Origin of the sequence: Amycolatopsis sp. NPDC005232 (assembly GCF_040607795.1) — a bacterium.
GTDB lineage: Bacteria > Actinomycetota > Actinomycetes > Mycobacteriales > Pseudonocardiaceae > Amycolatopsis.
The window spans coordinates 98,672-122,621 of sequence record NZ_JBEXHL010000007.1; the positions used below are offsets into that span (position 1 = coordinate 98,672).

Sequence of the window (23,950 nt, forward strand, 5' to 3'; positions counted from 1 at the left end):
GAAACTCGTTGCCGTTCAAAGACTTCCGGTCAGTAGCGCAGCGTCCCGGCGAAGGCGTCGAGCCGCTTGCCCAGCACGGCCTCGGCCGCCGTGATGCCCGAGCGCGCGGCCTTGTCGATCCCGATGCCGCGGGCGCGCGTCGTGTCGCCGGTCAGCCACAGGCCTTCGATCCCGCGGACCACCGTGTCGGGCCGGACCGGGCCGACCAGCCCCGGTTTGGTGATCACGCCGTAGCTGGTGACGACGTGCGGCTTCGTCCACAGTGCACCGCGCGCCGCCGGCAGCATCTCCTCGATGTCCTCCCACAGCTCGGCGAACTTCCGGTCGAGCCAGGCGCGGTCGCCGTAGTGGGTGGTCGCGTCGAACGAGGCCCCGACGCACGTCAGATACTCCCCGGCGGGCGAGACCCCGCCGTCGTAGCCGGTGAAGTTGAGGGTGAAGCCGGGCAGGCCGCAGCGGGGTGTGGACAGGAACGACGCCATCTCCCGCTCGGTCATCGCGATCACCGGCTCCTTCGCGGCGATCCAGTAACCGATCCAGCAGGCCCGGTTGCGGTTGGCCGCCAGCATGCGGACGCGCGCCGCGAGGTCCCACGGCAGCACGTCGTCGTCGAACAGCCGCAGCAGGTCCCACACCGGCGCCGACACGACCACCTGCGGCGCCTCGATCTCCTCACCGTCGCGCAGGGTCACGCCGCGCACGGCGCCGTCGCGCACGTCGACCCGGCGAACCGGCGCCGACAGCCGGAGCTCACCACCGTGGGCCTCGAACGCCGCGACCATGTTGTGCCACAACGCATCCCAGCCGCCCATGGGCCAGAACGAGTAGCCGGCGGTGCGCCGCGTCGAGTAGTGCAGCTTGCGCGTGTACAGGTTCTCCGAGGCCGAGTGTTCCCACGGCCGCAAGGTGATCTGCTCCAGCACCGAGATGGCTTCCCACACCGTGTACACGCCCTCATCCGAGGTGTACTGCGCCATCCACTCCCGCAGCGAAGCGTGGTTCCAGTTCTCCAGTTCCTCGTACGACGTCTCGTTCAACGCCTGGATGCACCGCTTGAGGCCCTGCTTCGCGCTGCCCGCGTACTGCTCCTGGATCGGCGCCCAGCCCCGGCCATTGGTCCAGAACGGCATGGAGTCGCTGCGTTCGGAGTGCACGAGGTCGAGCCCCATGAGCGCGCACACCCTCGTCAGCGAGTCGCCGGGATCCTCGACGAGGTGGCTGCCGAGGCCGAGCTGGTGCCCCTTGTACCGGTACTCGCGCGCCCGCCCGCCGAGGTACGCGTGCTTTTCCAGCAGCAGCACGCGTTGGCCCTGTTCGGCCAGCACGGACGCCGTGACCAGGCCGGACACACCGGCACCGAGCACGATCACGTCGTAGGACAAGAAACCTCCTCCTGCCGGGGGCTCACGGGGCGACCACGTCGGCGACCGCCCGCAACGGCGCGTCGAGCAGTTCGAGCACGGTCCCGTCCGGGTCGCGCAGGTACACCACCCGTACCGGCCCCCACTGTTTCGGCCGGTTCCACAGCCGCTGCCCGCCGGCCGCCTCGGCCCGGGCCAACGCGGCGTCGATGTCGGCGACCCGGATGCCGAGGTGCGGCAGCCGGGCGGCCGGCTCCGGCGCGGCACACCACTGCGGCGCCGGCTCGCCGAACTCGAACAGCTCGATCCCGCTGCCGTCCGGGAACCCGAGCAGGGCGACGCGCACCTCGTGCTCGGTGTTCATCGCCAGCGCGGCCGCACCGGGATCGAGCGTGAACGGCGGCGCGAGCGGTTCGGCGCCGAGCTCGCGGTAGAAGGCCACTGCCCGGTCCAGCTCCGCCACGCGCACGCCGAGGTGGTGCAGTCCCGCCGTCACACGGACCGGCCGCGGTCCGCCCAGTACGCGCGGCGCAGGTCGCGCTTGAGGATCTTCCCGGTGGGCGCCTTGGGCAGGGCGTCGACGAACTCGACGGACCGGGGCTTCTGGTAGGAGGCGAGGTGCTGCTTGGCCGTGGCGATGATGTCGGCCTCCGTCGCCGTCGTCTCGGGCTTGAGCACCACGAACGCCTTGACCGCTTCGCCCCACTCGTCGTCGGGCACGCCGATCACCGCGCACTCCAGCACCGACGGGTGTTTGTTCACCGCCTCCTCGACCTGGATCGAGTAGATGTTCTCGCCACCGGAGATGATCATGTCCTTGGCGCGGTCGACGATGAACACGTACGACTCGGCGTCCCAGGTGGCGATGTCGCCGGTCCACATCCAGCCGTCGCGGATCGTGTTCTCGGTGAGGTCGGGGCGGTTGAGGTAACCGAGCATGTTGGCCTCGGACCGCACGATGATCTCGCCCGCGGTCCGGCCGTCCTTGGGTACCTCGCGCCCGTCCGGGTCGACGACGCGGACCTGCGTGACGAAACCCTCGCGCCCGCAGGACATCAGCCGTTCCGGGTGGATGCCGCGCACGGCGTCGAGGTGGTCTTCCTGCGACAGGAAGCACATCGTGGTGCCCTCGGTCTGCCCGTAACCCTGGATCAGCGTGCAGGGGAACTGGTCCAGCGCCGCCTTGACCACCGACGAGGGCATGGGCCCGCCGCCGTACTGGATGTTGCGCAGGGCCGAGATGTCGTAGGAGGAGAAGCCCGGCACGGCCATCATCCAGTTCAGCATCGTGGTGATGCCCAGGAACGCCGAGACGCGCTCCTCCTGGATGAGCTCCAGCGCCGTGCGCGCCTCGAAGTTCATCAGCACCAGCGGGCAGCCGTGGCGGTGGTAGTTCATCGAGAGCACCACCGGGATGTGGTACATCTGCCCGGTCAGCATGTAGACGTCGGTCGCGACGATGCGCTCGGCGACGGTCTGGTTGAGCATCCCGAACGACACGCTGGTGTGGCTGTGCAGCGCGCCCTTCGACTCGCCGGTGGTGCCGCCGGTGTAGAGGATGAAAAACGGGTCGGCGTCACCGACCGACGACGACTGCACCGGCTCGTCGGTGCTGCTGCGCGCCAGCAGGTCCTCGTAGCTGCCGTCGCCCGATTCGCCGTACTGCAGCCAGTTGGGCACGTCCACCGCGGCCTGCAGCTGCTTCGCGGTGTCCAGCCACTCGTCGGACGCGATCACCGCTTTCGGCGCCGCGTCGGCGACGATCCGGGTCAGCTCGCCCGCGCCGAGCCGCCAGTTCAGCGGCTGCGTGACGAGCCCGGCGCGCCCGGCGGCGTAGTAGAGCTCCTGGTACTCGATGGAGTTCTTCGCCAGGATCGCGACCCGGTCCCCTGGGGACAGACCGAGACCGCCCTCGCCCGCCAGCCCGTTGGCGAGCCTGCGGACGCGTTCGTCGAGCGTTCTCCAGTCCATCCGCCGGCCGCTCGGGGCGTCGACGATCGCGTCCCGGGTGGGCGTGAGCGCCGCCCACTTCTCCGGGATCCGTCCGATGTTGACCATGGGTGTCCTCTGGTAGGTGCCGGTGCGGGGATCAGTACGGGAGGTCGAGGTAGATGTGCCGGGTCGCGATCAGCCAGCGGTCCCCCTGCTTCACCAGCTCGTCGCGGTACCAGCCGCTGGAGAGCACCCGCACCGCGCCGTTCTCGATCGAGAGCAGGGTGAGGTTCGCGGTCGTCGCCGCGCTGTCCGGGGTTTCCTTGGTGAGCACCAGGTTCGAGAGGTTGTGCCGCCGCTGGTCGGTCTGCGCGACGAGCGAATCCGCGTGCAGCTTGCGGATCGCCTCGCGGCCCTCGAACGGCCCGATCGGGTCGCCTTCGCGGCCGATCTGCATGGTCATCGTGGCCGTCTCGGTGAACTGGTCGGCGATCAGGCCGACGTCGTTCTCGTCGTAGCCCCAAGAAGCCTTGCCCAGGACGTTTTCGATCTCGGCGCGTGCGGTCATGCGGGTGCCTCCTCAGGCGGGCGTGAAGGTCAGGGGCAGCGAAGTGGGGGCGCGGGTGAACACGCCCTGCTCCGGCGGCGCTTCGCCGTCGAAGCGGATGTCCTGCATGGCGTCGAGCAGGTGCGCGATGCCGGTGTCGAGCTCGGTCTTGGCGAGCATCGCGCCGACGCAGAAGTGCCGGCCCAGGCAGAACGCCGTGTGGTTGGCGCCGGCGGTGTAGGCCCGGCCGAGGTCGAGGTCGGTGCGCAGGAGGTTGAACGAATCGGGATCGGAGTACTTGGCCGGGTCGCGGTTCGCCGCGCCGATCAGGCAGGTCACCGTCTTGGCCGCTTCGACGACCCCGCCGGAGAGCTCCACGTCCTCGGCGGGCTGGCGCATGATCATGTGCACCGGCGGCGAGAACCGCAGGGTCTCCGCGAACGCGGCCGCGATCAGCGAGTGGTCGGCGCGGACCGCTTCGAGCTGGTCGGGGTTCGCGACGAGGTTGCGCATCAAGCTGGCGATCGCCTTGTCGGTGGTCTCCCCGCCCGCGGTGAGCAGCAGGCTGCAGAAGGCCTTGATCTCCTCGTCGCTCATCCGCACGCCGTCGATCTCGGCGGAGCACAGCGTGGAAAGCAGGTCCTCGCCCGGGTTTTCGCGGCGCTCGCGGATGATCGGCAGCAGGTAGGCCTCGAATTCCTCCTTGGTGCGGATCCCTTCGGCCATGACCTGCTCGTCACCGGAGAGGTTCGACAGGAAGGCCATGATCGAGCTGTACCAGCGGTGGAAGTGCTCGTGGTCGGACTTGGGCAGGCCGAGCATGTCCACGATCACGTTGATCGGGAACCGCGTCGCGTACTGGTCGACGAGGTCGACGCGCCCGTCTTGGCGGAACGCGTCGACGAGGTCGCGCGAGTTCTGTTCGATGACGGGCAGGAACTTGGTCATCAGGTCCCGGCCGCGGAAGGCCGGCGCGACCAGGTTCCGGTGCGTGGAGTGCTCGCGCCCGTCCATCTGCAGGATGGTCCGGCCGTGCACGGGCTCGAGCTGCCAGTCGTAGTTGTGACTGGTGAACACCGGGTCCTTGAAGGCGCGCTCGACGTCCGCGTACCGGCTGATCACATAGCTCTGCGTGGCTTCGTGCCAGATGAGCGGGTGCTGCTCGCGCATCACCCGGTACGCGCGGTAGGGATCCGCAGCGAACTCCTCGGACAGGATGTCGGGTCCAGCGTTGGCGGCTACGGACATCGGCGTCCTCCATGACGTCATCGTCACTGACTAACGGCCGTTTGGTAGCGGTGAGATTAGCACCACACCGGTGCCCCAACAAGAGTCTGTCAACCAACCGTTTGACAGTGAAGATCGGGCTTGTCATGCTGCGAACAGGACTCGCGCAGGGAGGCTCCAGTGCACGACCACGGCAGGCCGCGACGCTTCCCCCGAACGGCCCGGGCCTGATGGGCCGCGCGCTGGTCGTCGGTGGCACGGGCCCGACCGGTCCCCCGATCGTGGCGGGACTGCTCGCGCGCGGGCACGAGGTGACGGTGTTCCACACCGGCCGTCACGAGGTCGCCCAGCTGCCGGACGTCCCGCACGTGCACGGCAGCCCGTTCGAGGCGGACGACATCGCGCGCGCCGTGGGCTCGGCTGGCTCGGCCGGGTGGGACGTGGTCGTCGCGACCTACGGCCGGGTCCGGCTCATCTCCGACGGAGTGGCGAACCGCTGCGCGCACCTGGTCGTGGTCGGCGGTGTGCCGGTTTACCAGGGTTACGTCAATCCAGGTTCGCGGTTCCCGTACGGCGTACAGCTGCCCGTGCGCGAGGACTCGCACCCGCTCGTCGCGCCGGACGAGCCGCGCTTCGCCGGGTACAGCACCGGGCCGATCCGCCGCACCGAGGATCACGTGTTCTCGTTGGGCGCCAAGGGTTCCTTCGCCGCCACCTACCTGCGCTACCCCACTGTCTACGGACCGCGCAACCCGTACGCGTGGGAATGGAACGTGGTGCGCCGCGTGCTCGACGGCCGGCCCTGGCTGGCCCTCGCCGACGGCGGGCACGGCATCCACTCCCGTGTCGCCGCGCGCAACGCGGCGGAGGCCGTGCTGCTGGCCGTCGACCGGCCCGCGATCGCGGCGGGCAAGGCGTACAACGTCGCGGACGACGACCTGCTCACCGTGCGGCAGTGGGCGCAGCTCGTCGCCCGCGCCGCGGGCCGCGACCTGGAAATCCGGTCGCTGCCCCGGGAACTGCCCAACCCCGGTCTCGCGGTTTCGGCCTTCGGCGGCCAGGAATCGCCGACGTGCATTGTGGACACGACCCGGCTGCGCGAGGACCTCGGCTACCGCGACGTGGTCTCGGTGCGCGACGGGATCGCCGAGACCGTCGAGTGGATGCTGGCGAACGAACCACAGCTGCGCGCGTCGGGCACCACGGATCCCTTCGACTACCCGGCCGAGGACGCGCTCGTGGCGGCCTACGAGCAGGCGCTGGCCGGCCTCGCCCCGCAGGCCGCGCCGTTCGGGGCGGGCATCGAGCGGATGGACATGGTGCAGACGGCGAAAGGCCGCGCGCTATGACGCGAGCACCTGGCGGCGCACGTCCCGGGTGTCGTACCAGGTGGCGACTTTCGCGATCCGGCCCGCGCGCAGGTCGAACACGTCGAGGGCGCGGAAGACGATCGGACGGCCGTCGCGCCGGCGGCCCGTGAAGTCGATCTCCGTCACCACGGCCTCGCCGGCTTCGATCCAGCGCGTCACGCGATCGTCGTGCTCGGCGTAGTCCGCGAGGAGCTTCGCGAAGTGCGCGATCGCCGCCTCCCGGCCGACGATCGGCGCCGCGCCGACGGTGTGGATCTCCACGTCGTCGGCGAAAACCCCGGCCAGGTCGGCGAACCGCTCGGCGTTGATCGCGGAGAAGTACGCCTCCACCGCCGCCCGGCTCACGACCCGACCAGTTTCTTCAGCTCCGTCATCGCCTGGAACGACCACCTCGCCAGCGACGGGTCGCCGAACGCGGTGATGTTCCACATCACGAGGTGGCGCAGCCCGGCCTCGCGGTACTCCGCCAGCTGCTCGGCCACCTGGGCCGGGGTGCCGCAGAACGCGTAGTGCCGCACCACTTTCGGCGGGATCGCGTCGATGATCCGCAGCGACTCGGCGCGCGACACGGCCGTGGGGATGAAGTCGTGGAAGCCGGATCCGCCCGGCCCGCCGTCCAGCGGCGGTTCGATGCCGAGGTCGCGAAAGACCTGTGCCGGCAGCAGAACACACAGCGCGCGCACGAGCGGGGCCTCGGTGAGCCGCTGCACCGTCTCCTCGTCGGGCCCCATGAGCAGGTACCCGAGCATGCCGGGCGTGATCGCCTCGGGATCGCGGCGCGCGTCCTGCGCCGACTGCCGGATCGTGGTGAGCGACTTGGCGTACTCGGCCGGCGACATCTTGGTGGGCAGCCACCCGTCGGCCTTGGCCCCGGTGAGCTCCAGCATCCGCGGGCCGTGCGCGGCCGTCCAGATCTCGGGCGCTTTCCCTTGGTAGGGTTGCAATCCGAGAACCGCGTTCTCCAGCGTGTGGAACTTCCCGGCGTAGTTGACGGGTCCGTCGGCCTCCCACAGCAGCCTCATCACGTCGATGCCTTCGCCCAGCTTCGCGACCGGCTTGTCGAAGGACATCCCGTACGGCGTGATGTTGAGCCGCTCCCCCGAGCCGAGCCCGATGATCGCGCGGCCCTTCGTGACGTGGTCCAGCGTCAGCGCGCTCGCCGCGGCCATCGCCGGGTTGCGCCGGATGAGATCCGTGACGACGACGCCGACCTTGATCCGCTCCGTCTGCGCGCCGACCACGCCCATCATGATCAGCGGGTCGAAGTAGGCGTGCGGGTTGGGCTGCACCGCCGCGAGCGGCGTCAAATCCTCAGTCCACATGGTGTCGGCGTGCCAGCCCATGAGGTGGTCGGGCCACCACACGGCGTCGAAGCCCTCGGCTTCGCTGCGGCGCGCGAACTTCACCGCGGCGTCCGCGGGCGGCATGATCTGACCGGGCACACCGAGCTGCAGACGCTCCACTCAGTACCTCCATCCATCGCCGAACGTCGGGATCCGCGCACCGAGGTAGTCCTCGACGCACGTGAGGGCGGCGCGGGCCGCACGGTCGGTGCCGACGCCACGGCTGCGGAAGGTCTCGCTGGCGAACCAGAGCCCCTCGACGTTGGGCGCGCGCCAGTGCGGCCGGTACTTCCCGACCAGCCCGGGCATCTGGATCACGCCGAAGCTCGGTTCGAACACCAGGTGCCGGCGCCGCCAGACCGGGTTCGCCAGGCCGGGCCACATCGTCTCGACATCGCGTTCGAAGGCCTGCATCGTGGCGCGGCACCACTCGCGGTCGCGGCCCTTCGCGCCCGGGATGATCGCGCCCAGCACGTGCAGGTGCGTGCCTTCGGGCGAGCACGACGGGTCCATCGCCGACTGGTCGAACATGAACCCGGAGCAGTCCGTCGACGGCGTCGCGGTCCACGTCGAGAGCTCACGCGGGTCGAACTGCGTGACCGGCTCCTCGGTGGCGAGGTAGAGCCCGAGCCAGGCGATGCGGAACTTGTCCTGCGCCAGGAACTCGATCTGCGAGGCGTACCACTCCGGGAGCACGCTGCGCGGCACCACGTTCAGCACGTGCCACACCGGCAGCGTGGAGATCACCGCCGGGGCCTCGAGGATCTCCTCCTCGAAGAACTCGTTGGGCAGTACCCGGGGTTCGCGGGCGACCGCGACGCCTTTCACCGCACCGTTTTCGACGATTACGCGCTCGACCGCGGTCCCCAGGCGCAGCTCGCCGCCGTGCCCGGTGATCGCGTCGGCGAGGTCGCGCCACAGCCCGTCCCAGCCCTGGCCGGGCCAGCACGAGTAGGCGGCGGTGTTGCGCTCCTCGTAGTGCATCTTGCGCACGTAGAGGTTGTCGCTGGCGGAGTGGTCGTACCAGTTGTCGGTCATGCACTCCAGCACGGAGATGAACTCGAACAGGTCCACCACGCCCTGGTCGGACGTGTGCTGGTGGATCCACTCACGCAGCGACCGGTCGTCCCAGTCGTCGAGCTCGGAGTACGGGGTGTCGGCGAGTGCTTTGATGACCTTCTTCAGTTCCGCGCGATCGGTGTAGCGGTCGCGGATCGAGCCCCAACCCGACCCGTTTTCCCAGATCGGCATCTCCTTGCTGACCTCGCCGTGGATCAGCTCCTTGCCGACGTGCTCGAACACCTTGGTGAGGCCGGATCCGCCGTCTTCGATCAGGTGCCCGCCGAGATTGACGGTGAAGCCCTCGTCCGGCACGGCCATGGCGCGCCCGCCCAGGTACGGGCTGCGGTCGAGCACGACGACCCGCTTGCCCTCACGCGCGAGCAGCGCCCCCGCGCACAGGCCGGCCGCGCCCGCCCCGATCACCACCACGTCGTAACTCGACACGGCATCACCTTTCTTCGCCGCAGTCGCGGTCAACGCACTGTCGCGGCTGGGTTTTCCGGCTTGTCCACCATCGAGTACCCACGCTAGTTTGTCAAACGGTCGGTAGATAGAGCGGGGAGTGGCCGATGACGAGCAGATCCGCCGGTTCCGTCCGGCCCGTGGCCGCCACCACGCTCGGCGATCTGGTGCGCCGTCGAGCGCTCGCGCATCCCGACCGCGAAGCCCTCGTCTTCCCTGCCGAACGGGCCACTTACGGCGCGCTCGCCGACCGCGTCCGGGAGTTCACCCGCGCCCTGCTGGGGCTGGGAGTGCGGCCGGGCGACCGCGTCGGGATCCTGCTGCCCGCGTCGATCGACCTCCTGGCAATGCTGGTGGCCGCGACCGAGGCCGGCGCGATCGCGGTGCCGATCAACGCGCGGTTCAAGTCCGTGGAGCTCGACGGCATCGTCACGCACTCGGGGATGCGGGTGCTCGTGACCGCTCCCCCACAGGCCGGGGAACCGGACTTCGCCGAGCTGCTGCACCGGACGTTTCCGGGTCTCGCCGAAGGTGCTGCTGCAGAGCTGGAGCACATCGTGCACCTGGGCGGTCCTGGTGGCGGCGGACTGATGTCCTCCGCGGAGTTCTTCGCGACGGCGTGTCCTGCTGCCGAGGCCGATCTGGCGGCGGCGAGCGTGCAGGTCCGCGACACCGCGTTGCTGGTCTACACGTCGGGGACCACGGCCGCGCCCAAAGGCGCGATGCTCAGCCACGAAGCCCTCACCCGGCTGGCCGACGGGATCGCCGGCGAGCGGATGCCGCTGACCGCCCACGACCGGGTGTGGACGGCGATCCCGCTGTTCCACGGTGGCGGGATCACCTTCGCCTTCACCTGTCTCACGGCGGGCGCCACCTTTGTGCACCCGCGGTTCTTCGACCCCGCCACGACGTTGGAACTCTTGGTCCGCGAGCGCGTGACGGTCGCGCTCGCGGCGTTCGAGACGATCTGGCTGCCGGTGCTCGACCGGCCGGACTTCGCCTCGTACGACCTGTCGCGGATCCGGGTCGTAATGGTGGTCGGCGTGCCCGAACGGCTCCGCACCATGGCGGCACGGCTCCCCGACGCAGTGCACGTGTCGTGCGTGGCGATGACGGAGTCCGCCGCGTTCCTCACGCTCAACCGGCTCGACGACCCACCGGACAAACGCGTGGAAACCGGCGGGCACCCGATGCCCGGGATGCGGTGCCGGGTCGTCGATCCGTCAGGTGACGACGTGGCCCCCGGTGTGCCCGGTGAGCTGCTTTTCCGTGGCCCCAACACGTTCGACGGTTACTTCCGCGACCCGGACCTCACCGCGCGCGTGTTCGACTCCGCCGGCTGGTTCCACACCGGCGACGTGGTCGTCGCGGACTCCGACGGTCGGCTGACGTTCGTGTCCCGGCTCAAGGACATGCTCAAGGTGGGCGGCGAGAACGTCGCGGCGGCCGAGGTCGAGGGGCACCTGCTCACGCACCCGGCCGTCGCGATCGTGGCCGTGGTGGCGGCCCCGGACGCGCGGTATGTCGAGGTGCCGGCGGCGTTCGTCCAGCTCAAGCCGGGGTGTTCGGTGACCGAGCGGGAGCTGATCGACCACTGCGTCGGGCGGATCGCGTCGTACCGGGTGCCGCGCTACGTCCGCTGGGTGACCGAGTGGCCGATGTCGGGGACGAAGATCAAGAAAGTGGAGCTGCGCAAGAGGATCGCCGACGAGCTGGCGGCCGCCGGCATCACGGAAGCGCCGCGGGTGCGCCAATAGCCGCTCTGGAGGGGCCATGTCCACCATCCCGGATCTGCTCGACCGGTGCGCCGCCGAGCGCGAAGTCGTGTTCCCCGACGGACGGCTGAGGTATGGCGAGATCGCCGCTGAGGCCCGGCGGTTGGCCGGATCGTTGTGGGCGCGGGGAATCCGCCCCGGCGATCACGTCGGTGTGCTGGTACCCGGCGGGATCGCGAGCGTGACGACCTGGCTGGGGATCGCCTACCTGGGCGCGGTCACCGTCCCGGTGAACCCCCGGCTCAAGGCCGCGGAACTCGCCTACGTCGTCGAGCACGCCGACCTGCGGCTGCTGTTCGCCGACACCACGCTCGGGCCGGTGCTCGCCTCCGCGCTTCCCGGGCTCGCTCCTTCTTCCGGTCTTTCCCTGCGGGTGGCGCCGGTGTTGCGTGCGATCGTCGCCGTGGACGACGGCCCCGCGCCCGCCGGCTGGCTCTCGCGCGCCGCGTTCTCGGCGAGTTCTGCCGACGCGGCGACGGTGACCGCGGCCCGGGCCGGTGTGCGCGCCGGCGATCCCGCGTTGATCCTCTACACCTCCGGCACGACCGCCCGGCCGCACGGGTGCGTGCACGACAACGCTTCCCTGGTCGCGGAAGGCGAAGCCGTCGCCGAACGGCTCGGCCTCACTTCGGAGGACCGCTTCTGGACCGCCCTGCCGATGTTCCACTGCGGCGGCTACGACGTCGTCCTCGCCGCGCTGGCGGCCGGCTGCGCGATGGTCCACACCGGACCGTTCGAGCCGGGTCTGGCGTTGCGTCAGCTGTCCGAAGAACGGTGCACGGTCGCGTTTCCCGCGTTCGAGACGATCTGGCTGCGCGTGCTCGACCACCCTGAGTTTCCTCGTACCGACTTGTCCGCGCTGCGCCTCGTGCTCAACGTCGGCGCCCCCGAACGGCTGCGCGCCATGCAGGCCCGGATCGCCCCTGCCGTCCAGATGTCGTCCCTCGGCTCGACGGAGTCCCTCGGCTTCTGCTGCGTCGGCTCCCCCGACGACCCGGCCGACGTCCGCGCCACCACGAGCGGCAAAGTGTTGCCGCACATGGAAGTCCGCGTCGTCGACCCTGCGACTCGCGCGCCGGTCCCCGCGGGCACCCGCGGCGAACTCCAGTTCCGCGGCGCCTCCCGCTTCTCCCACTACCACCGCGACCCCGCACTGACCGCCGAACGCCTCGACCCCGCCGGCTGGTTCTCCACGGGCGACCTCGTCGTCGCCGACCCCGCCGGCCGCCTCTCCTTCGTCTCAAGGCTCAAGGACATGCTCAAAGTCGGCGGCGAAAACGTCTCCGCCGCCGAGGTCGAAGGCTGCCTCGCCGGCCACCCCGCCTGCGGCGTCGTCCAGGTCGTCGCCGCCCCGGACGCCCGCCTCGGCGAAGTGGCCGCCGCCTTCATCCAGCTCCGCCCCGGCGCTCACGCGACGGAACGCGCCCTGATCGACCACTGCCTCGGCCGCATCGCGACGTTCAAGGTGCCGCGCTACATCCGCTTCGTCACGGATTGGCCGATGTCGGGCACGAAGGTGCAGAAGTTCCGCTTGCGGGAGGTCATTACCGAGGAACTCCGTGCTGCGGGAATCACGGAAGCACCACGGCTTTCGTCCCGTTCGACGGAGCAGACCGGCTAGACCTCATTTGCCCGGCCGCTTCACCGCCTGCCCCACCAAAAACGTCTCCACCCGCTCCACCCCGAGCTGCGCCAGATCCTCCGTGACGAACCGGTACAGGTGGTCCAGATCGCGCAGCCAGACAGCGGCGTGGAGGTTGGAGCTGCCGGTCGTGGCGAGGGCGCCGTGGACCGCCGGGTGGCGGGCGAGGGTGCGGCCGGCGTGGTCGAGCTTCGCGGGTGGGACGTGCATCGTGATGTTCGCGTCGATGCGGAGGCCGAGGTGGTGCGGGTCGACGAAGGTCTGGGTGAGGAGGCGGCCGTCGGTGCGGAGGGTGGCGAGGCGGCGGCGCACGGTGGACTCGGGGTGGCGCACCTCGGCGGCGACGGCGGCCGCGGGCAGGCGGGCGTCGCGCGCCAGGGTGGTGAGGATCGCGGAGTCGACGGAGTCCAGGTCGGCGGTGGTGGCCTGGGCGGACACCACCGTGAGGTCGGCTCGTTCGGTCTCGGTGAGCACGTCGAGGCGCCAGTCGCTCGCGTCGGAGAAGACGTGCATCACGGTTTCGGCGTGGATCTCGGTGACGGCGGTCGTCGCGGGGAGCTGGCGGAAGACGAGGGCGTTGCGGCGGCCCGGGTCGGAGACGACGGCGGCCGAGATCTCGTCGCCGGCGTGCGAGAGGTCGAGGTAGAGGACGTCGTCGCGCGCCACGAGGGCGGCCGTGACGGCGTCGATCTTGCCGCGCAGCACCCGGATCCGCAGCAGGGTCGCGCCCGGGAACGCGGCGCGCGGCCGGGTCGCGACCACGCGCACGACGCCGTCCAGCAACACCCGCAGCCGCCGGCGGACCGCGCGCTGGTTCAAGCCGAGCACGGCCGCCGCGCGCTCGATCGTCACGCGACCGTCGCACTGCAGGGCCGCGATCAGCCGAAGGTCGTCGTCTTCGAGGACGGCATTGCTCACCACCAGGACATGATGACACTGAATTCGATCAAGAGAGCCATCGAAACACCTCACCAGCGCCCACCCGGGAGCACGCTTGCCCCATGACAACCACCCTGATCGACGGCATGATCACCGCGGCCCGGGAAGCAGGCCGCCTCCTCGCCGCCCGGCCCAGGCCCACGGCCCCCACCACCTTCACCGAGTTCCGCGAGACCTTCGACGCCCTCGAACACTCAGCCGAAGGCGCACTCGGCGCGAGTCTCACCGCACTGCGACCCGGCGTGGAATGGGCCGACGAGATCGGCACCACCGTCCCGCCCGGCGAGCAACGCTGGGTCGTCGACCTCGCCGACGGCGCCGTCCAGTACCTGCGCGGCCTGCCGTACTGGTGCGTCAGCATCACCCTGGTCGAGGACGCCACCCCGGTCGCCGCCGTGATCCACAGCGAAGTCCGCGGCGAGACCTACCACGCGGCGACCGGCCTCGGCGCGTTCCTCGACGGCGAGCGCCTCGCCCCGGCGGCCACGGCTGAGCTCCCGGTCACGCTCGTCGGCACCAGCCAGCCGCCCTTCATCACCACCCAGCCGAACGCCGCCGAGCAGGCCGGCCGCTCGCTCTCGGCCGTCCTCCCCCACGTCGGAGCGGTCCGCAACCTGGGCCCGACGTCCTTGCAGATCGCCGACGTCGCCGCCGGGCGCATGGACGGCTTCTGGCTGTACGGCCGCGACGCCGGCAACCTCCTCGGCGCGAGCCTGATCGCCCGCGAGGCCGGCGCGGTCGTCACCGATGCCGACGGCACCCCCTGGCACCCGGGGGCCACCTCGTTCCTCGCCGCGCCGGCCCAGCTCCACGCCGCCCTGCTGGACCTGCTGAAGAACGCCTGATCACGACCGCCGCCCTCAGCCGACGGGCGCACCGATCAGCTGGCCGATGCCGTAGGTGACGGCGACGGCAAGCGCCCCGAGGACGAGCTGCCGCAGTCCGGAGTGGACCAACGGCCGTCCGGTCAGCTTGCCGACCGTCATCCCCCCGGCCAGCAGCGCGACCGCCGTCAGGATCAGCGACACGAGCAGCGTGCTCGCGCCGAGCAGGTACGGCAGCAACGGAAGCAGCGCACCGATCGAGAACGCGACGAACGACGCGCCACCCGCCAGCAGGGCGGATGGCAGGTCCTGCGGGTCGACGCCGAGCTCCTCGCGCGTGTGCAGCCGCAGCGCCTGGGCCGGGTCGCGCGCGACGGCTTCGGCCATGCGGCGGGCGGTGTCGTCGTCGGCACCGTAGGAGACGAAGCGGCTGACCAGCTCGTCGTGCTCCTGCTGCGGGAAGCGCGCGTGCATGTCGGCTTCGAGCGCGACCTCGGCGTGCACGAGTTCGTTCTGGTTGGTCACTGACACGTACTCGCCCGCGCCCATCGAGAACGCTCCCGCGACCAGTCCCGCCAACCCGGTGAGCACGATCGTGTGCGGCGCGACGCCGCTGCCGCCGACGCCTGCGATGAGGGCCGCGTTGGTGACCAGGCCGTCCACCGCACCGAACACGGTCGGGCGGAGCCAGCCGCCGGAGACGTCGCGGTGGCGGTGGGCCCAGCCGGTGGTCGCGGCCCGGCGACGGTCGGGGTCGGAGCGTTCACTCATGCCCCGATTCTCACCGGCCCGGTCCAGGCCTGCCTGCCGGAAACCGGCCGGGATCACCCGCCCGGCCTGCACGTGCGGACGTGTTCCGCGGTGAGGCGCACCGAGGTGATCACCTCGGCCACCACGGCGAGGTCGCGGCGGCCCCGGGCTGATCGAGCGCTCGCCCCGCGCGGGAGCGAGCGCTCGCACGGCTCAGCCGGCCAGCGACGCCTGCACGGTGATCTCGGGGACGCCCGCCAGCGCGCGGCTGACCGGGCAGCCGGCCTTGGCCTGCGCCGCGTACTCCTTGAACTGCTCCTCGTTGACACCGGGCACGCGGCCCTCCGTCACGAGCTCGACCTTGATGATCGTCGGCGCGCCGTCCACCGGGCGCAGGGTGACCGAAGCGTCCGTTTCGATCGACTCGGCCGGGAATCCCGCACTCGCCAGCGTGTTGGCCAGCGCCATCGAGAAGCACGACGCGTGCGCCGCGGCGATAAGCTGCTCCGGGTTCGACCCGGGGCCGTCCTCGAAGCGCGACTTGAAGGTCACGCTCCCGCTGATGCTTCCTCCCCCGGCGGTGAACTGCCCGGACCCGGTGGGAAGGTCGCCGTTCCAGTTCGCGTGCGCCTTCGAGACGGGCATGCGTCCTCCAGAATCGTCTTGGGTGTCTGATGCCCGGCAGAGCCGGGCAACCACAGTCAATCAGGCGGGGGCCGCGTTCGCCAAAGTTCGGCCGCTGCCCGTCCCACGGGTTCCCTAGGCTGGGCGGGGTGGCACCCACCTGAGGAGGAGCCCGGCCCATGCGCGCGATCGTCGTCCTGTTCGACACGCTCAACCGCCGGTACCTGCCGCCCTACGGGGCGACGGATGTGCAGGCGCCGCAGTTCGAGCGGCTGGCCGAGGCGGCCGTGACGTTCGACAACTGCTACGCGGGCAGCATGCCGTGCATGCCGGCGCGACGCGAGCTGCACACGGGCCGGTACAACTTCCTGCACCGGTCGTGGGGGCCGCTGGAGCCGTTCGACGACTCGGTGCCCGAACTGCTCTCGCGCAACGGCGTCCACACCCACCTCGTCACGGATCACCAGCACTACTGGGAAGACGGTGGCGCGACCTACCACAACCGCTTCGACACCTACGAGTTCTTCCGCGGCCAGGAAGGCGACCGCTGGAAGGGCCAGGTGGCCGATCCCGAAATGCCGGAACCGGCGGTCGGGGGACGGCGGGCGTCGGCGATGATCCGCCAGCACTGGGTCAACCGGCAGCACTTCCTCAAACCCGGGCAGCACCCGCAGACACTCACCGTCGACGCCGGCCTCGAATTCCTCGGCACCAACGCCGACGAGCAGGACTGGTTCCTCCAGATCGAGTGCTTCGACCCCCACGAACCATTCGTCGCCACCGAAGACCACCGCGCGCGGTATTCGTTGCAGCACGAAGGCGCGAAGTACGACTGGCCCGCCTACCGCAGGGTCACCGAACAACCCGGCGACAAGCTGAAGGTCCGCGACGAGTACCGCGCCCTGCTGTCCATGTGCGACAGTTCCCTCGGCCGCGTCCTCGACGCGATGGACACCCACGCGCTGTGGGACGACACCCTCCTCATCGTCTGCACCGACCACGGCCTCCTTCTCGGCGAGCACGGCTGGTGGGGCAAGAACGTCCAGCCCTGGTACGACGAGAACATCCACACCCCCCTGTTCGTCTGGGACCCCCGCAGCGGCGCGCGCGGCGAACGCCGGGCCGAGCTCGTGCAGACCGTCGACTTCGGACCGACCTTGCTCGACTTCTTCGGCGTAGCAAGGCCTGCCGACATGCAAGGCCTCCCGCTGACGGTCCCCACCACGCGGAAAGCCTGCCTGTTCGGCAGCTTCGGCGCCCACGTCAACGTCACCGACGGCCGCTACGTCTACCTGCGCGCCTCCGCCACCTCCGCCAACACACCACTGTTCGAGCACACCCTTATGCCCACCCACATGAACAACCGCTTCTCCCCCGCCGAACTCCGCGACGCCGAACTGATCCCGCCCCTGCCCTTCACCAAGGGCGCCCCCGTACTGCGCATTCCCGGCTACGCCTGGGGCGACCCGCACGCGTTCGGCACCCTGCTGTTCGACCTCGAAACCGACCCCGGCCAGACCCACCCCCTCGTCGACGACGACCTCGAACTCACCATGGCCACCCACCTCGTCGAGCTGATGCGAGCCGCCGACGCACCCGCGTCCCAGTTCGAGCGCCTCGGCCTGCCCGTCGACGGCCCCGTCACCCGCGACCACCTCCTCGTCCGCGCCCAACGCGAGAACGCCCTCGCCGTACTCGAGGACCTCCCACCGGCGGCCGAGTTCGGCTCCGCCGTCCTGACCCCGATCGGCGAACTGGCCCCGGCCGCCCGCGAGATCCTCGTGCGCCACCTGCCGATGCTCGCCAACGCCGACTTCGCCGTCTCAGTCGCGACGCTGTCCGTGTGGGAACTGGCCGCCACGACCCCCAGCCTCACGGCCCGGACCCTGCGCTCACTCGACGCGCAGCTGTCTCAGCCGAAGATCCACACAACTTCCTGACAGGATCCGAAAGATCGTCACCCAGGATGGGCCCGCGCGGCGGCGGTGGCGCCGCCGACAGTCCTAGGAGGCGAAACGTCCTTGTACAAGGGAAAAGTCACAACCAGGCGGGCGCTGGCCGCGGCCGCGGCACTGCCGGTGCTCGCGGCGATGATCGTGGCGGGCGCCCCGGCGCAGGCCGCGCCCGGCACTTCGGACATCGCGGGCCTTCGGGCCCAGATCCAGGACGGCACCTTGCTGAGCGACCACGGCGTGCGGACCGCGTGTGCGGCCGGGTGCCAAGCCGCCGTCGTCACCGAGAGCCCCGGCTCGGCAAAGGCGTTGTCGATGACGACGCCGGTCGGGCTCGGGGCCACGGACCTCGCGCGCGCATACTCGCTGCCGGCCGCGGGCGTCGGGCGCAACGGCACGATCGCGGTGATCAGCGCGGGCGCGAACACGAACCTGGAGTCGGATCTGGCTGTCTACCGCAAGCAGTACGGGCTGCCCGCGTGCACGACGGCGAGCGGGTGCCTCACGATCACCGACTTCCACGGCGGGCCGCCGGTGCGGCCCGAGACCACCGACGAGTTCAAGGAGTCCGAGGAGGACTGGGCCGTCGAGACGTCACTCGACGTCGACATGGCCTCGGCGGCGTGCCCGGCCTGTCGCATCACGGTGGTGCAGACGCCGGACCTCGACGCGACCGGTGAGCCCGACCCCGACGAGAAGGCCGCCGACTACGCCACGGCGTACCAAACGGCGGTCCGCCTCGGTGCGAACGCCGTGAGCCTCAGCGACATCGAGGTCCTCGACTCGGCCACGATCAACGCGCCCTACAGCAAGGCCCTGAACCACCCGGGGGTGCCGCTGTTCGCGTCGATTGGTGACGTCGGCAGCGCCGACACGACGGCGGTTTCGGCTTCGGCCGAGAGCAAAGCCGACACGAGCTTCTACACCTGGCCCGCCAACCTGCCGTGGGCGGTCGGCGTCGGGGGCACGGCGCTGAAACCCGTCGACGCGGCGCGCACGAAGTTCACCGAGCAGGCGTGGCACAACCTCGGCGGCGAGTGCGCGCTGACGTTCCCGCCGGCCGCCGGCCAGCCCGCTTCGATCGCCGCGAACTGCGGTGGGCACCGCGCGTCCTCCGATGTCGCCGCCATCGCCGACCCGGCGAACGGCCCGGCGGTGTACGACACCTACGCGCCCTTCACGGGCAAGCCGCAGAACTGGATCGTCAGCGGCGGCACCAGCGCTTCGTCGCCGTTCGTGGCCGCGTGGTACGTGCGCAGCAGCGGCCACACCACCGGCGCGACGGGCCCGAGCGCGCTGTACGGGGCGCCGGCCTCGGCGTTCCACGACGTCACGACCGACGGTGCGGCACCGTCGGTCTGCCAGGGGCTGGGCTGGGGCCCGAAGGTGTGCCAGGCCGGCCCCGGCTGGGACGGCCCGACCGGTCTCGGCTCGCCGCGCGGCCTCGGCCGGTTCTGAGCCGACGCTGAACCCAGGGTGGCCACGGTGGCGTCCCACCGCGGCCACCCGGCTCAGCCGGCCGTGCGGGGCACGACCGGGAGCAGGAGGTAGGACGGGTGCTCGCCGCCGCTGATCAGGGTGGTCGTGCCGGCGTAGACGTCCGATCCGCGGTCGTGGGGATCGTTGTGGACGTAGATCCCGTTGCCGCGCATGGAGATCCCGTACGCCGAGGGCCACGGACCGTCGCCGGGGAACTCGAAGTCGTGCCCCAGCAGGGAAACACCGAGCCGGTGGCCGGCCGGGATGATCACCGACGTGGGCCAGATCTCGACGTCGACGTCCACCGGCTCGTCCGGGGTGAGCGGCTGCCGCTCGTCGTAGGTGTGCCAGGGCCGGTACGGCAGGCTCTTCGCCGGGTCGGTGTTGCGCAGCGACGAACGCAGCCAGCCGAACCCGACGCCGCCGTGGGGGTCCATCGCGGCGGGAAACGTCACGTCGCGGCCGTCGGGATCCTGCACGCGCAAGGCGAGGAACAGGTCCGCGTCGGTCGTGGACGAGGCGACGCGCAGGTGCGCCGACGCCGGGCCCGTGAGCTCCAGCTCCTCGGTCAACGGCTCGGTCCAGAACGTGAGCCCCTCGCCCTGCGCCGCGAACGCCGTCTCGCGCCGCGTCACATCCCCGGCCGCGGCCAACGTCCCGCCGGCGAGGTCGAGGTGGAACCGTGTCCACTGTGTCCGGTCGAGTGGCCACGCCGTCTCGCCGCGTTTCTCGAACGTCCCGTCGACGCGGCGGGCGTGCACGACCACTGGCGGCTGCTCGGCCCACCCGGTGTCCTCGCCCTTGAGGAAATGCCCGAAGAACCGCTTCTGCAGCGCGACCCCGTAGTCGGTGTAGAACTCGACCCAGTGCTGCAGGCCGTGGACCTCGAGCCACTTCTGCTCGCTCGACACGCCGGCGTGGCCCTCGAACCCGCCGCGGGTGTGCAGGTGGTGGGCCCAGTTCGTGGCCGAGAGCACGGGCACGGTGATCTTCGCCAGGTCGGCCGTGCGCTCGCGGTAGTACTCGTCCAGCAGCGGGTGGTCGCGCAGCTCGGCGACGGTGTCGGCGACGTTCTTCGCCAGTTCCTCGGGAGTGAGCACCTCGGGCCCGGCCACCGGCTCGCCGGTGACGCGGCTGCGCGGGCTGTCCGCGACCCCGTGCTGCACCGAGGAAACCTGGACCGGGTACCACTGTTTCACGAAGACGTCGAGGATCCCGCCGTGGTGGGTGAACTCGCGGTAGTAGTCGCTCGCGCCCTCCCACGGGCAGATCGCCGCGAGGTGCGGCGGCTGCAGCGCGGCGACCTGCCACTGGTTGATGCCGTAGTAGGAGATGCCGAGCAACCCGACCTTGCCGGTACTCCACGGCTGGACCGCGGCCCATTCGATGCAGGTGTAGTAGTCCCGTGTCTCGCGCGGCGAGAGGATGTCGAGGTACCCGGGCGAACGGCCGGCGCCCCGCGAGTCGACGCGGATCACGACGTACCCGTCCGGTACCCACTTCTCCGGGTCCACGGTTTCCCAGTTCTGGTACCGGTTCGACGAACCCGCCAGGGCGTCCGGGTGCTCGGCCTCCAGGTTGCTCCACATGGCCTGGTAGCCGTCCTGGAACGCGAGCCCCTTCGCGTACGGGCCGTGGGTCATGATCACCGGGTGCGGCCCGGTGTCCTCGGGCCGGAACACGTCCGCCCGCAGGACCAGCCCGTCGTCCATCGTGATCGGGACATCCCAGTCGATGTGCATGGTTCTCGTCTGCTCCTAGCCGGCCAGGAAGGCCACGATCTTCTCGCTCGTCTCACCCGGGTTCTCCAGCGGCGGGAAGTGCCCCGCGCCGACGAACGCGAGCCGGGAGTTCGGGATGTGCTTCTCGATGTCTTCGAAGTACTCGTACGGCTGGAACGGGTCCTCGTAACCCTGCAGCACCAGGATCGGGCACTGCCACGTGCGGATCAGGTCGAGGCGCCGGTCGATCCACTCCTTCTTGATGGTGGTCGACTGGAAGTACCGCGGCACCGCCCACTTGATGCCCGGGTGGCTCGCCTCCCGGATCGTGCGCCGCACGTCCTCCTCGGCGACCGGGCGGGTCGAAAGGATCGCGTGCAGATTCGACACCAGCTCCGCGGGGTCGCCGAACGGGTTGTGGTCGAGGTCGGTGAACCACTGCTCCTGCGGCGACACGTCCGGGTGCCAGTGCCACAGCTGCTGCTCACCGCGCACGTACTTGTGGATCCGCTCCGGGTGGCGCGAGGCGAGGTAGTCGACGATCGGGCCGCCGCGGTCGTGGGTGACGAAGCTCGGCCGCTCGATGCCGAGCACGTCCAGCAGACCCACGAGCTGGTCGGCCACCCCGACGTGCCGGTAGTCGCCCGGGGACTTCTCCGACTGGCCGTATCCCTTGAGATCGATCGACAGCACGCGGAAGTCGGCGGCGAGATCGGTGATCTGGTGGTGGAACAGGTACCACGAATCGGGAATCCCGTGCAGGAACACCACCACGGGCTTGTCCTGCGCGCCCGCCTCGACGAAGTGCCAGCGGACGGTCTCCATGTCGCCCGGGCCGTCGACGAAGCGGTGGGTCACGGTCGTGCCGCCGGGGAGGCGTTCGGTTTCTCCGTCCTCGTTCGCGATCGGCTTTTCGGCGGCGAAGACGTGCTTGTCCGGCGCGTCCTGCCGCGCGATCGCCGCCGCGATCGCGTCCTGCGCGCGTTGCGTCGGCGGGGTGAACTCGAGCCCGGCCGCGACCGCCGGTGCGGTGTAGTGCTCCATGGGTTGGTCCCTTTCAGCGGCAGACGCCCAGGTTCGTGCGCCTGCAACCAACGTCGGACAGCTGTCCGTCAGACGACTGACGATTCAACCCGATGCGGCCGTTGTCAAGACTCAACAGCTGTTGAGTTCCCCTTTAGACTGGCATCCTGGGAGCACTTGACACGCTTTGTGGCTCCGGTCCACTGTTGCCGGACAGTTGTCCGCAGAACGGCGAATAGCCATTCCGGCAGGTTTCACGAAGGGAAGCTCGTGTCTCGAATCCTGGTCATCGGGGGCAGCGGCGGACTGGGGCGGGCCGTCGCCGGGGCGTTGGCCGACCGCGGGGACGCGGTGATCGTCACCAGCCGCGATCCGGGCCGCGCCGAAGCCGCCGCGCGGGAAATCGGCGGACGGGCGACCGGGCTCGGTGTCGACTTGGCGATGCCGGAGACGATCGCCGGCGCCCTCACTGGCGTCGACGAGATCGACGGGCTCGTCATCACCGCCATCCACCAGGACGGCGGCAGCATCCACGCGTTCAGCGTGGCCGACGCGGTGCGCGCCGTCACGGTCAAGCTGGTCGGGTACGCCGAAGCCGTCCGCGCCCTTCGCGACCGGTTCACCCCGCACGGCTCGGTGGTGCTGTTCGGCGGTAGCGCGAAAGACCGGCCGTATCCCGGGTCGACGATGGTGTCCGCGACCAACGGCGGCGTCAGCTCACTCGTGCGCACGCTGGCGTGGGAGCTCGCGCCGATCCGGGTCAACGCGCTGCACCCGGGTGTGGTCCTCGACAGCCCGGTCTGGCGCAGGGTCCCCGGCAACCCGCCCGCGCGCACGCTCACCGGCACGCCGATCACGATGGCCGACATCGTCGACGCCACGCAGTTCCTCCTGCGCAACCCCGCCGTCAACGCGCTGGACCTCCACGTCGACGGCGGCGTGCGGCTGATGGACGGCCCGGTGCCGCTGCAGACGCCCGGGGCTTAGGTCTCCGCGAAGAAGTCCCGCAATGCTTCGGCGACAACGTGCGGTTGTTCCTCCGGCAGGTAGTGGTCGCTCTCGACGGCGAGCGTGCGCAGGTCCGTCGCGTACTCGCGCCACGCGGCGGGCACGTCGTAGGAGCGGCCGACGAAGCTGCCGCTCCCCCACAGCGCGAGCAGCGGGCTGGTGACGAGCCGGCCCGCTGCCGCGTCCGCGTCGTCGTGCTCGAGGTCGATGCCCGCGGCGGCACGGTAGTCCGCGCACGAAGCGGCGATCGCCTCCGGCGGGGAGAAGCACCGCACGTACTCGGCGACGGCGGCGGGATCGAAGGGCGTGCCGCCGTCGTGGCGGGAGTTCATACGCGAGGTGACCCAGAACTCGGGGTCGCCGGCGAGCAGCCGTTCGGGGATGCCGTTGCCGGCGGCGAGGAAGAACCAGTGGTAGTAGCCCATCCCGAAGTCCTTGTCGGCGTGCTGGAACGCATACCGCGTGGGGACGATGTCCAGCACCGCCAGCGCCTTTACCGCTTCGGGCGCGTCGAGCGCGAGCCGGTGCCCCACCCGCCCGCCACGGTCGTGCCCAGCGACGGCGAAGCGGTCGAAGCCCAGTTTCGCCATGACCTGGAGTTGGTCGTCGGCCATGGCCCGCTTGGCATATTTTTGGTCGCCGCCGGCCGGCTTGTCGCTGTCGCCGTACCCACGCAAATCAGTCAGCACCACGGTGAACTCCTCCGCCAGCCGCGGCGCGACGTGGTGCCAGATCAGGTGCGTCTGCGGATAACCGTGCAGCAGCAACACCGGCGGCCCCTCCCCGGCGACCGCGCAGTTGATCCGCACGCCCCCCGCGTCGACCCGCTGGTACCCGAACTTCTCCGGCAAGGGAACACTCATCGAGACCTCCGGTGGGGCGGCTTCATGATCGACTGTATCTGTCAGA

At 70.5% G+C, this 23,950-nt stretch carries 21 protein-coding genes; 7 read left to right on the forward strand and 14 right to left on the reverse strand.

Annotation, left to right across the window (positions count from 1 at the left end; translation table 11 throughout):
- Window positions 1-29: 29 nt before the first annotated feature.
- The 5 genes from ABZU76_RS15585 to ABZU76_RS15605 are packed head-to-tail and all read right to left on the reverse strand — an operon-like array spanning window position 30 to window position 5,088.
- Complete coding sequence (locus tag ABZU76_RS15585; protein ID WP_354869512.1) at window positions 30-1,382, reverse strand: FAD-dependent oxidoreductase; 1,353 nt, start codon at window positions 1,380-1,382, stop codon at window positions 30-32.
- A 22-nt stretch (window positions 1,383-1,404) separates the two neighbouring features.
- A complete protein-coding gene (locus ABZU76_RS15590) occupies window positions 1,405-1,857 on the reverse strand; it encodes a VOC family protein (protein ID WP_354869515.1) in 453 nt (150 codons plus the stop codon).
- Window positions 1,854-3,419: an AMP-binding protein gene (locus ABZU76_RS15595; RefSeq protein ID WP_354869517.1), complete on the reverse strand. Its 1,566-nt coding sequence runs from the start codon at window positions 3,417-3,419 to the stop codon at window positions 1,854-1,856. The genes ABZU76_RS15590 and ABZU76_RS15595 overlap by 4 nt, the downstream gene beginning before the upstream one ends.
- 31 nt (window positions 3,420-3,450) lie before the next feature.
- Complete coding sequence (locus ABZU76_RS15600; protein WP_354869521.1) at window positions 3,451-3,861, reverse strand: nuclear transport factor 2 family protein; 411 nt, start codon at window positions 3,859-3,861, stop codon at window positions 3,451-3,453.
- Between the two features lie 12 nt (window positions 3,862-3,873).
- The gene (locus ABZU76_RS15605) at window positions 3,874-5,088 is read right to left on the reverse strand and encodes a cytochrome P450 (protein ID WP_354869523.1); all 1,215 of its coding nucleotides are present in this window, start codon (window positions 5,086-5,088) and stop codon (window positions 3,874-3,876) included.
- Between the two features lie 107 nt (window positions 5,089-5,195).
- Between ABZU76_RS15605 and ABZU76_RS15610 the strand changes: the two genes are divergently transcribed.
- Complete coding sequence (locus ABZU76_RS15610; protein WP_354869525.1) at window positions 5,196-6,416, forward strand: hypothetical protein; 1,221 nt, start codon at window positions 5,196-5,198, stop codon at window positions 6,414-6,416.
- On the opposite strand, the gene ABZU76_RS15615 is transcribed toward ABZU76_RS15610, so the two are convergent.
- From ABZU76_RS15615 to ABZU76_RS15625, 3 genes are read right to left on the reverse strand one after another with little or no spacing between them, the layout of a single operon-like run.
- Window positions 6,411-6,782, reverse strand: a complete 372-nt coding sequence (locus tag ABZU76_RS15615) for a nuclear transport factor 2 family protein (RefSeq protein ID WP_354869527.1) — start codon at window positions 6,780-6,782, stop codon at window positions 6,411-6,413. The two genes, ABZU76_RS15610 and ABZU76_RS15615, sit on opposite strands and share 6 nt — an antisense overlap.
- Window positions 6,779-7,900, reverse strand: coding sequence for an LLM class flavin-dependent oxidoreductase (locus ABZU76_RS15620; RefSeq protein ID WP_354869529.1), 1,122 nt, complete (start codon window positions 7,898-7,900; stop codon window positions 6,779-6,781). The genes ABZU76_RS15615 and ABZU76_RS15620 overlap by 4 nt, the downstream gene beginning before the upstream one ends.
- Window positions 7,901-9,286, reverse strand: a complete 1,386-nt coding sequence (locus ABZU76_RS15625; RefSeq protein WP_354869532.1) for an FAD-dependent oxidoreductase — start codon at window positions 9,284-9,286, stop codon at window positions 7,901-7,903. It abuts the gene before it with no gap.
- Between the two features lie 125 nt (window positions 9,287-9,411).
- Here ABZU76_RS15625 and ABZU76_RS15630 point away from each other — a divergent pair, with 125 nt between their 5' ends.
- A complete protein-coding gene (locus ABZU76_RS15630; RefSeq protein ID WP_354869535.1) occupies window positions 9,412-11,061 on the forward strand; it encodes an AMP-binding protein in 1,650 nt (549 codons plus the stop codon).
- A 16-nt stretch (window positions 11,062-11,077) separates the two neighbouring features.
- A complete protein-coding gene (locus ABZU76_RS15635) occupies window positions 11,078-12,700 on the forward strand; it encodes an AMP-binding protein (RefSeq protein ID WP_354869537.1) in 1,623 nt (540 codons plus the stop codon).
- Between the two features lie 3 nt (window positions 12,701-12,703).
- Here ABZU76_RS15635 and ABZU76_RS15640 read toward each other — a convergent pair whose 3' ends face one another.
- Complete coding sequence (locus ABZU76_RS15640) at window positions 12,704-13,642, reverse strand: Lrp/AsnC family transcriptional regulator (RefSeq protein WP_354869539.1); 939 nt, start codon at window positions 13,640-13,642, stop codon at window positions 12,704-12,706.
- 80 nt (window positions 13,643-13,722) lie between these two features.
- Here ABZU76_RS15640 and ABZU76_RS15645 point away from each other — a divergent pair, with 80 nt between their 5' ends.
- Entirely contained in the window at window positions 13,723-14,505 is a 783-nt protein-coding gene (locus ABZU76_RS15645) for an inositol monophosphatase (protein WP_354869541.1), read from the forward strand.
- 15 nt (window positions 14,506-14,520) lie between these two features.
- Here ABZU76_RS15645 and ABZU76_RS15650 read toward each other — a convergent pair whose 3' ends face one another.
- Together ABZU76_RS15650 and ABZU76_RS15655 are read right to left on the reverse strand one after the other, a co-directional pair.
- The gene (locus tag ABZU76_RS15650) at window positions 14,521-15,255 is read right to left on the reverse strand and encodes a VIT1/CCC1 transporter family protein (RefSeq protein WP_354869543.1); all 735 of its coding nucleotides are present in this window, start codon (window positions 15,253-15,255) and stop codon (window positions 14,521-14,523) included.
- 192 nt (window positions 15,256-15,447) lie between these two features.
- On the reverse strand, window positions 15,448-15,879 hold the full coding sequence (locus tag ABZU76_RS15655) for an OsmC family peroxiredoxin (RefSeq protein WP_354869546.1): 432 nt from the start codon (window positions 15,877-15,879) through the stop codon (window positions 15,448-15,450).
- 158 nt (window positions 15,880-16,037) lie between these two features.
- Here ABZU76_RS15655 and ABZU76_RS15660 point away from each other — a divergent pair, with 158 nt between their 5' ends.
- Together ABZU76_RS15660 and ABZU76_RS15665 are read left to right on the forward strand one after the other, a co-directional pair.
- Window positions 16,038-17,798 carry a sulfatase gene (locus ABZU76_RS15660; RefSeq protein WP_354869548.1) on the forward strand — a complete coding sequence of 587 codons (1,761 nt, stop codon included), beginning with the start codon at window positions 16,038-16,040 and terminating at the stop codon, window positions 17,796-17,798.
- A gap of 81 nt (window positions 17,799-17,879) precedes the next feature.
- The gene (locus tag ABZU76_RS15665) at window positions 17,880-19,268 is read left to right on the forward strand and encodes a hypothetical protein (RefSeq protein ID WP_354869550.1); all 1,389 of its coding nucleotides are present in this window, start codon (window positions 17,880-17,882) and stop codon (window positions 19,266-19,268) included.
- 53 nt (window positions 19,269-19,321) lie between these two features.
- Here ABZU76_RS15665 and ABZU76_RS15670 read toward each other — a convergent pair whose 3' ends face one another.
- A complete protein-coding gene (locus ABZU76_RS15670; protein WP_354869552.1) occupies window positions 19,322-21,031 on the reverse strand; it encodes a CocE/NonD family hydrolase in 1,710 nt (569 codons plus the stop codon).
- Window positions 21,032-21,046: 15 nt separating this feature from the next.
- A complete protein-coding gene (locus ABZU76_RS15675; RefSeq protein WP_354869554.1) occupies window positions 21,047-22,054 on the reverse strand; it encodes an alpha/beta hydrolase in 1,008 nt (335 codons plus the stop codon).
- 249 nt (window positions 22,055-22,303) lie between these two features.
- On the opposite strand from ABZU76_RS15675, the gene ABZU76_RS15680 reads away from it, so the two are divergent.
- Window positions 22,304-23,020 carry an SDR family oxidoreductase gene (locus ABZU76_RS15680; protein WP_354869556.1) on the forward strand — a complete coding sequence of 239 codons (717 nt, stop codon included), beginning with the start codon at window positions 22,304-22,306 and terminating at the stop codon, window positions 23,018-23,020.
- On the opposite strand, the gene ABZU76_RS15685 is transcribed toward ABZU76_RS15680, so the two are convergent.
- Window positions 23,017-23,904 carry an alpha/beta hydrolase gene (locus ABZU76_RS15685; protein ID WP_354869558.1) on the reverse strand — a complete coding sequence of 296 codons (888 nt, stop codon included), beginning with the start codon at window positions 23,902-23,904 and terminating at the stop codon, window positions 23,017-23,019. The two genes, ABZU76_RS15680 and ABZU76_RS15685, sit on opposite strands and share 4 nt — an antisense overlap.
- Between the last annotated feature and the right edge of the window lie 46 nt (window positions 23,905-23,950).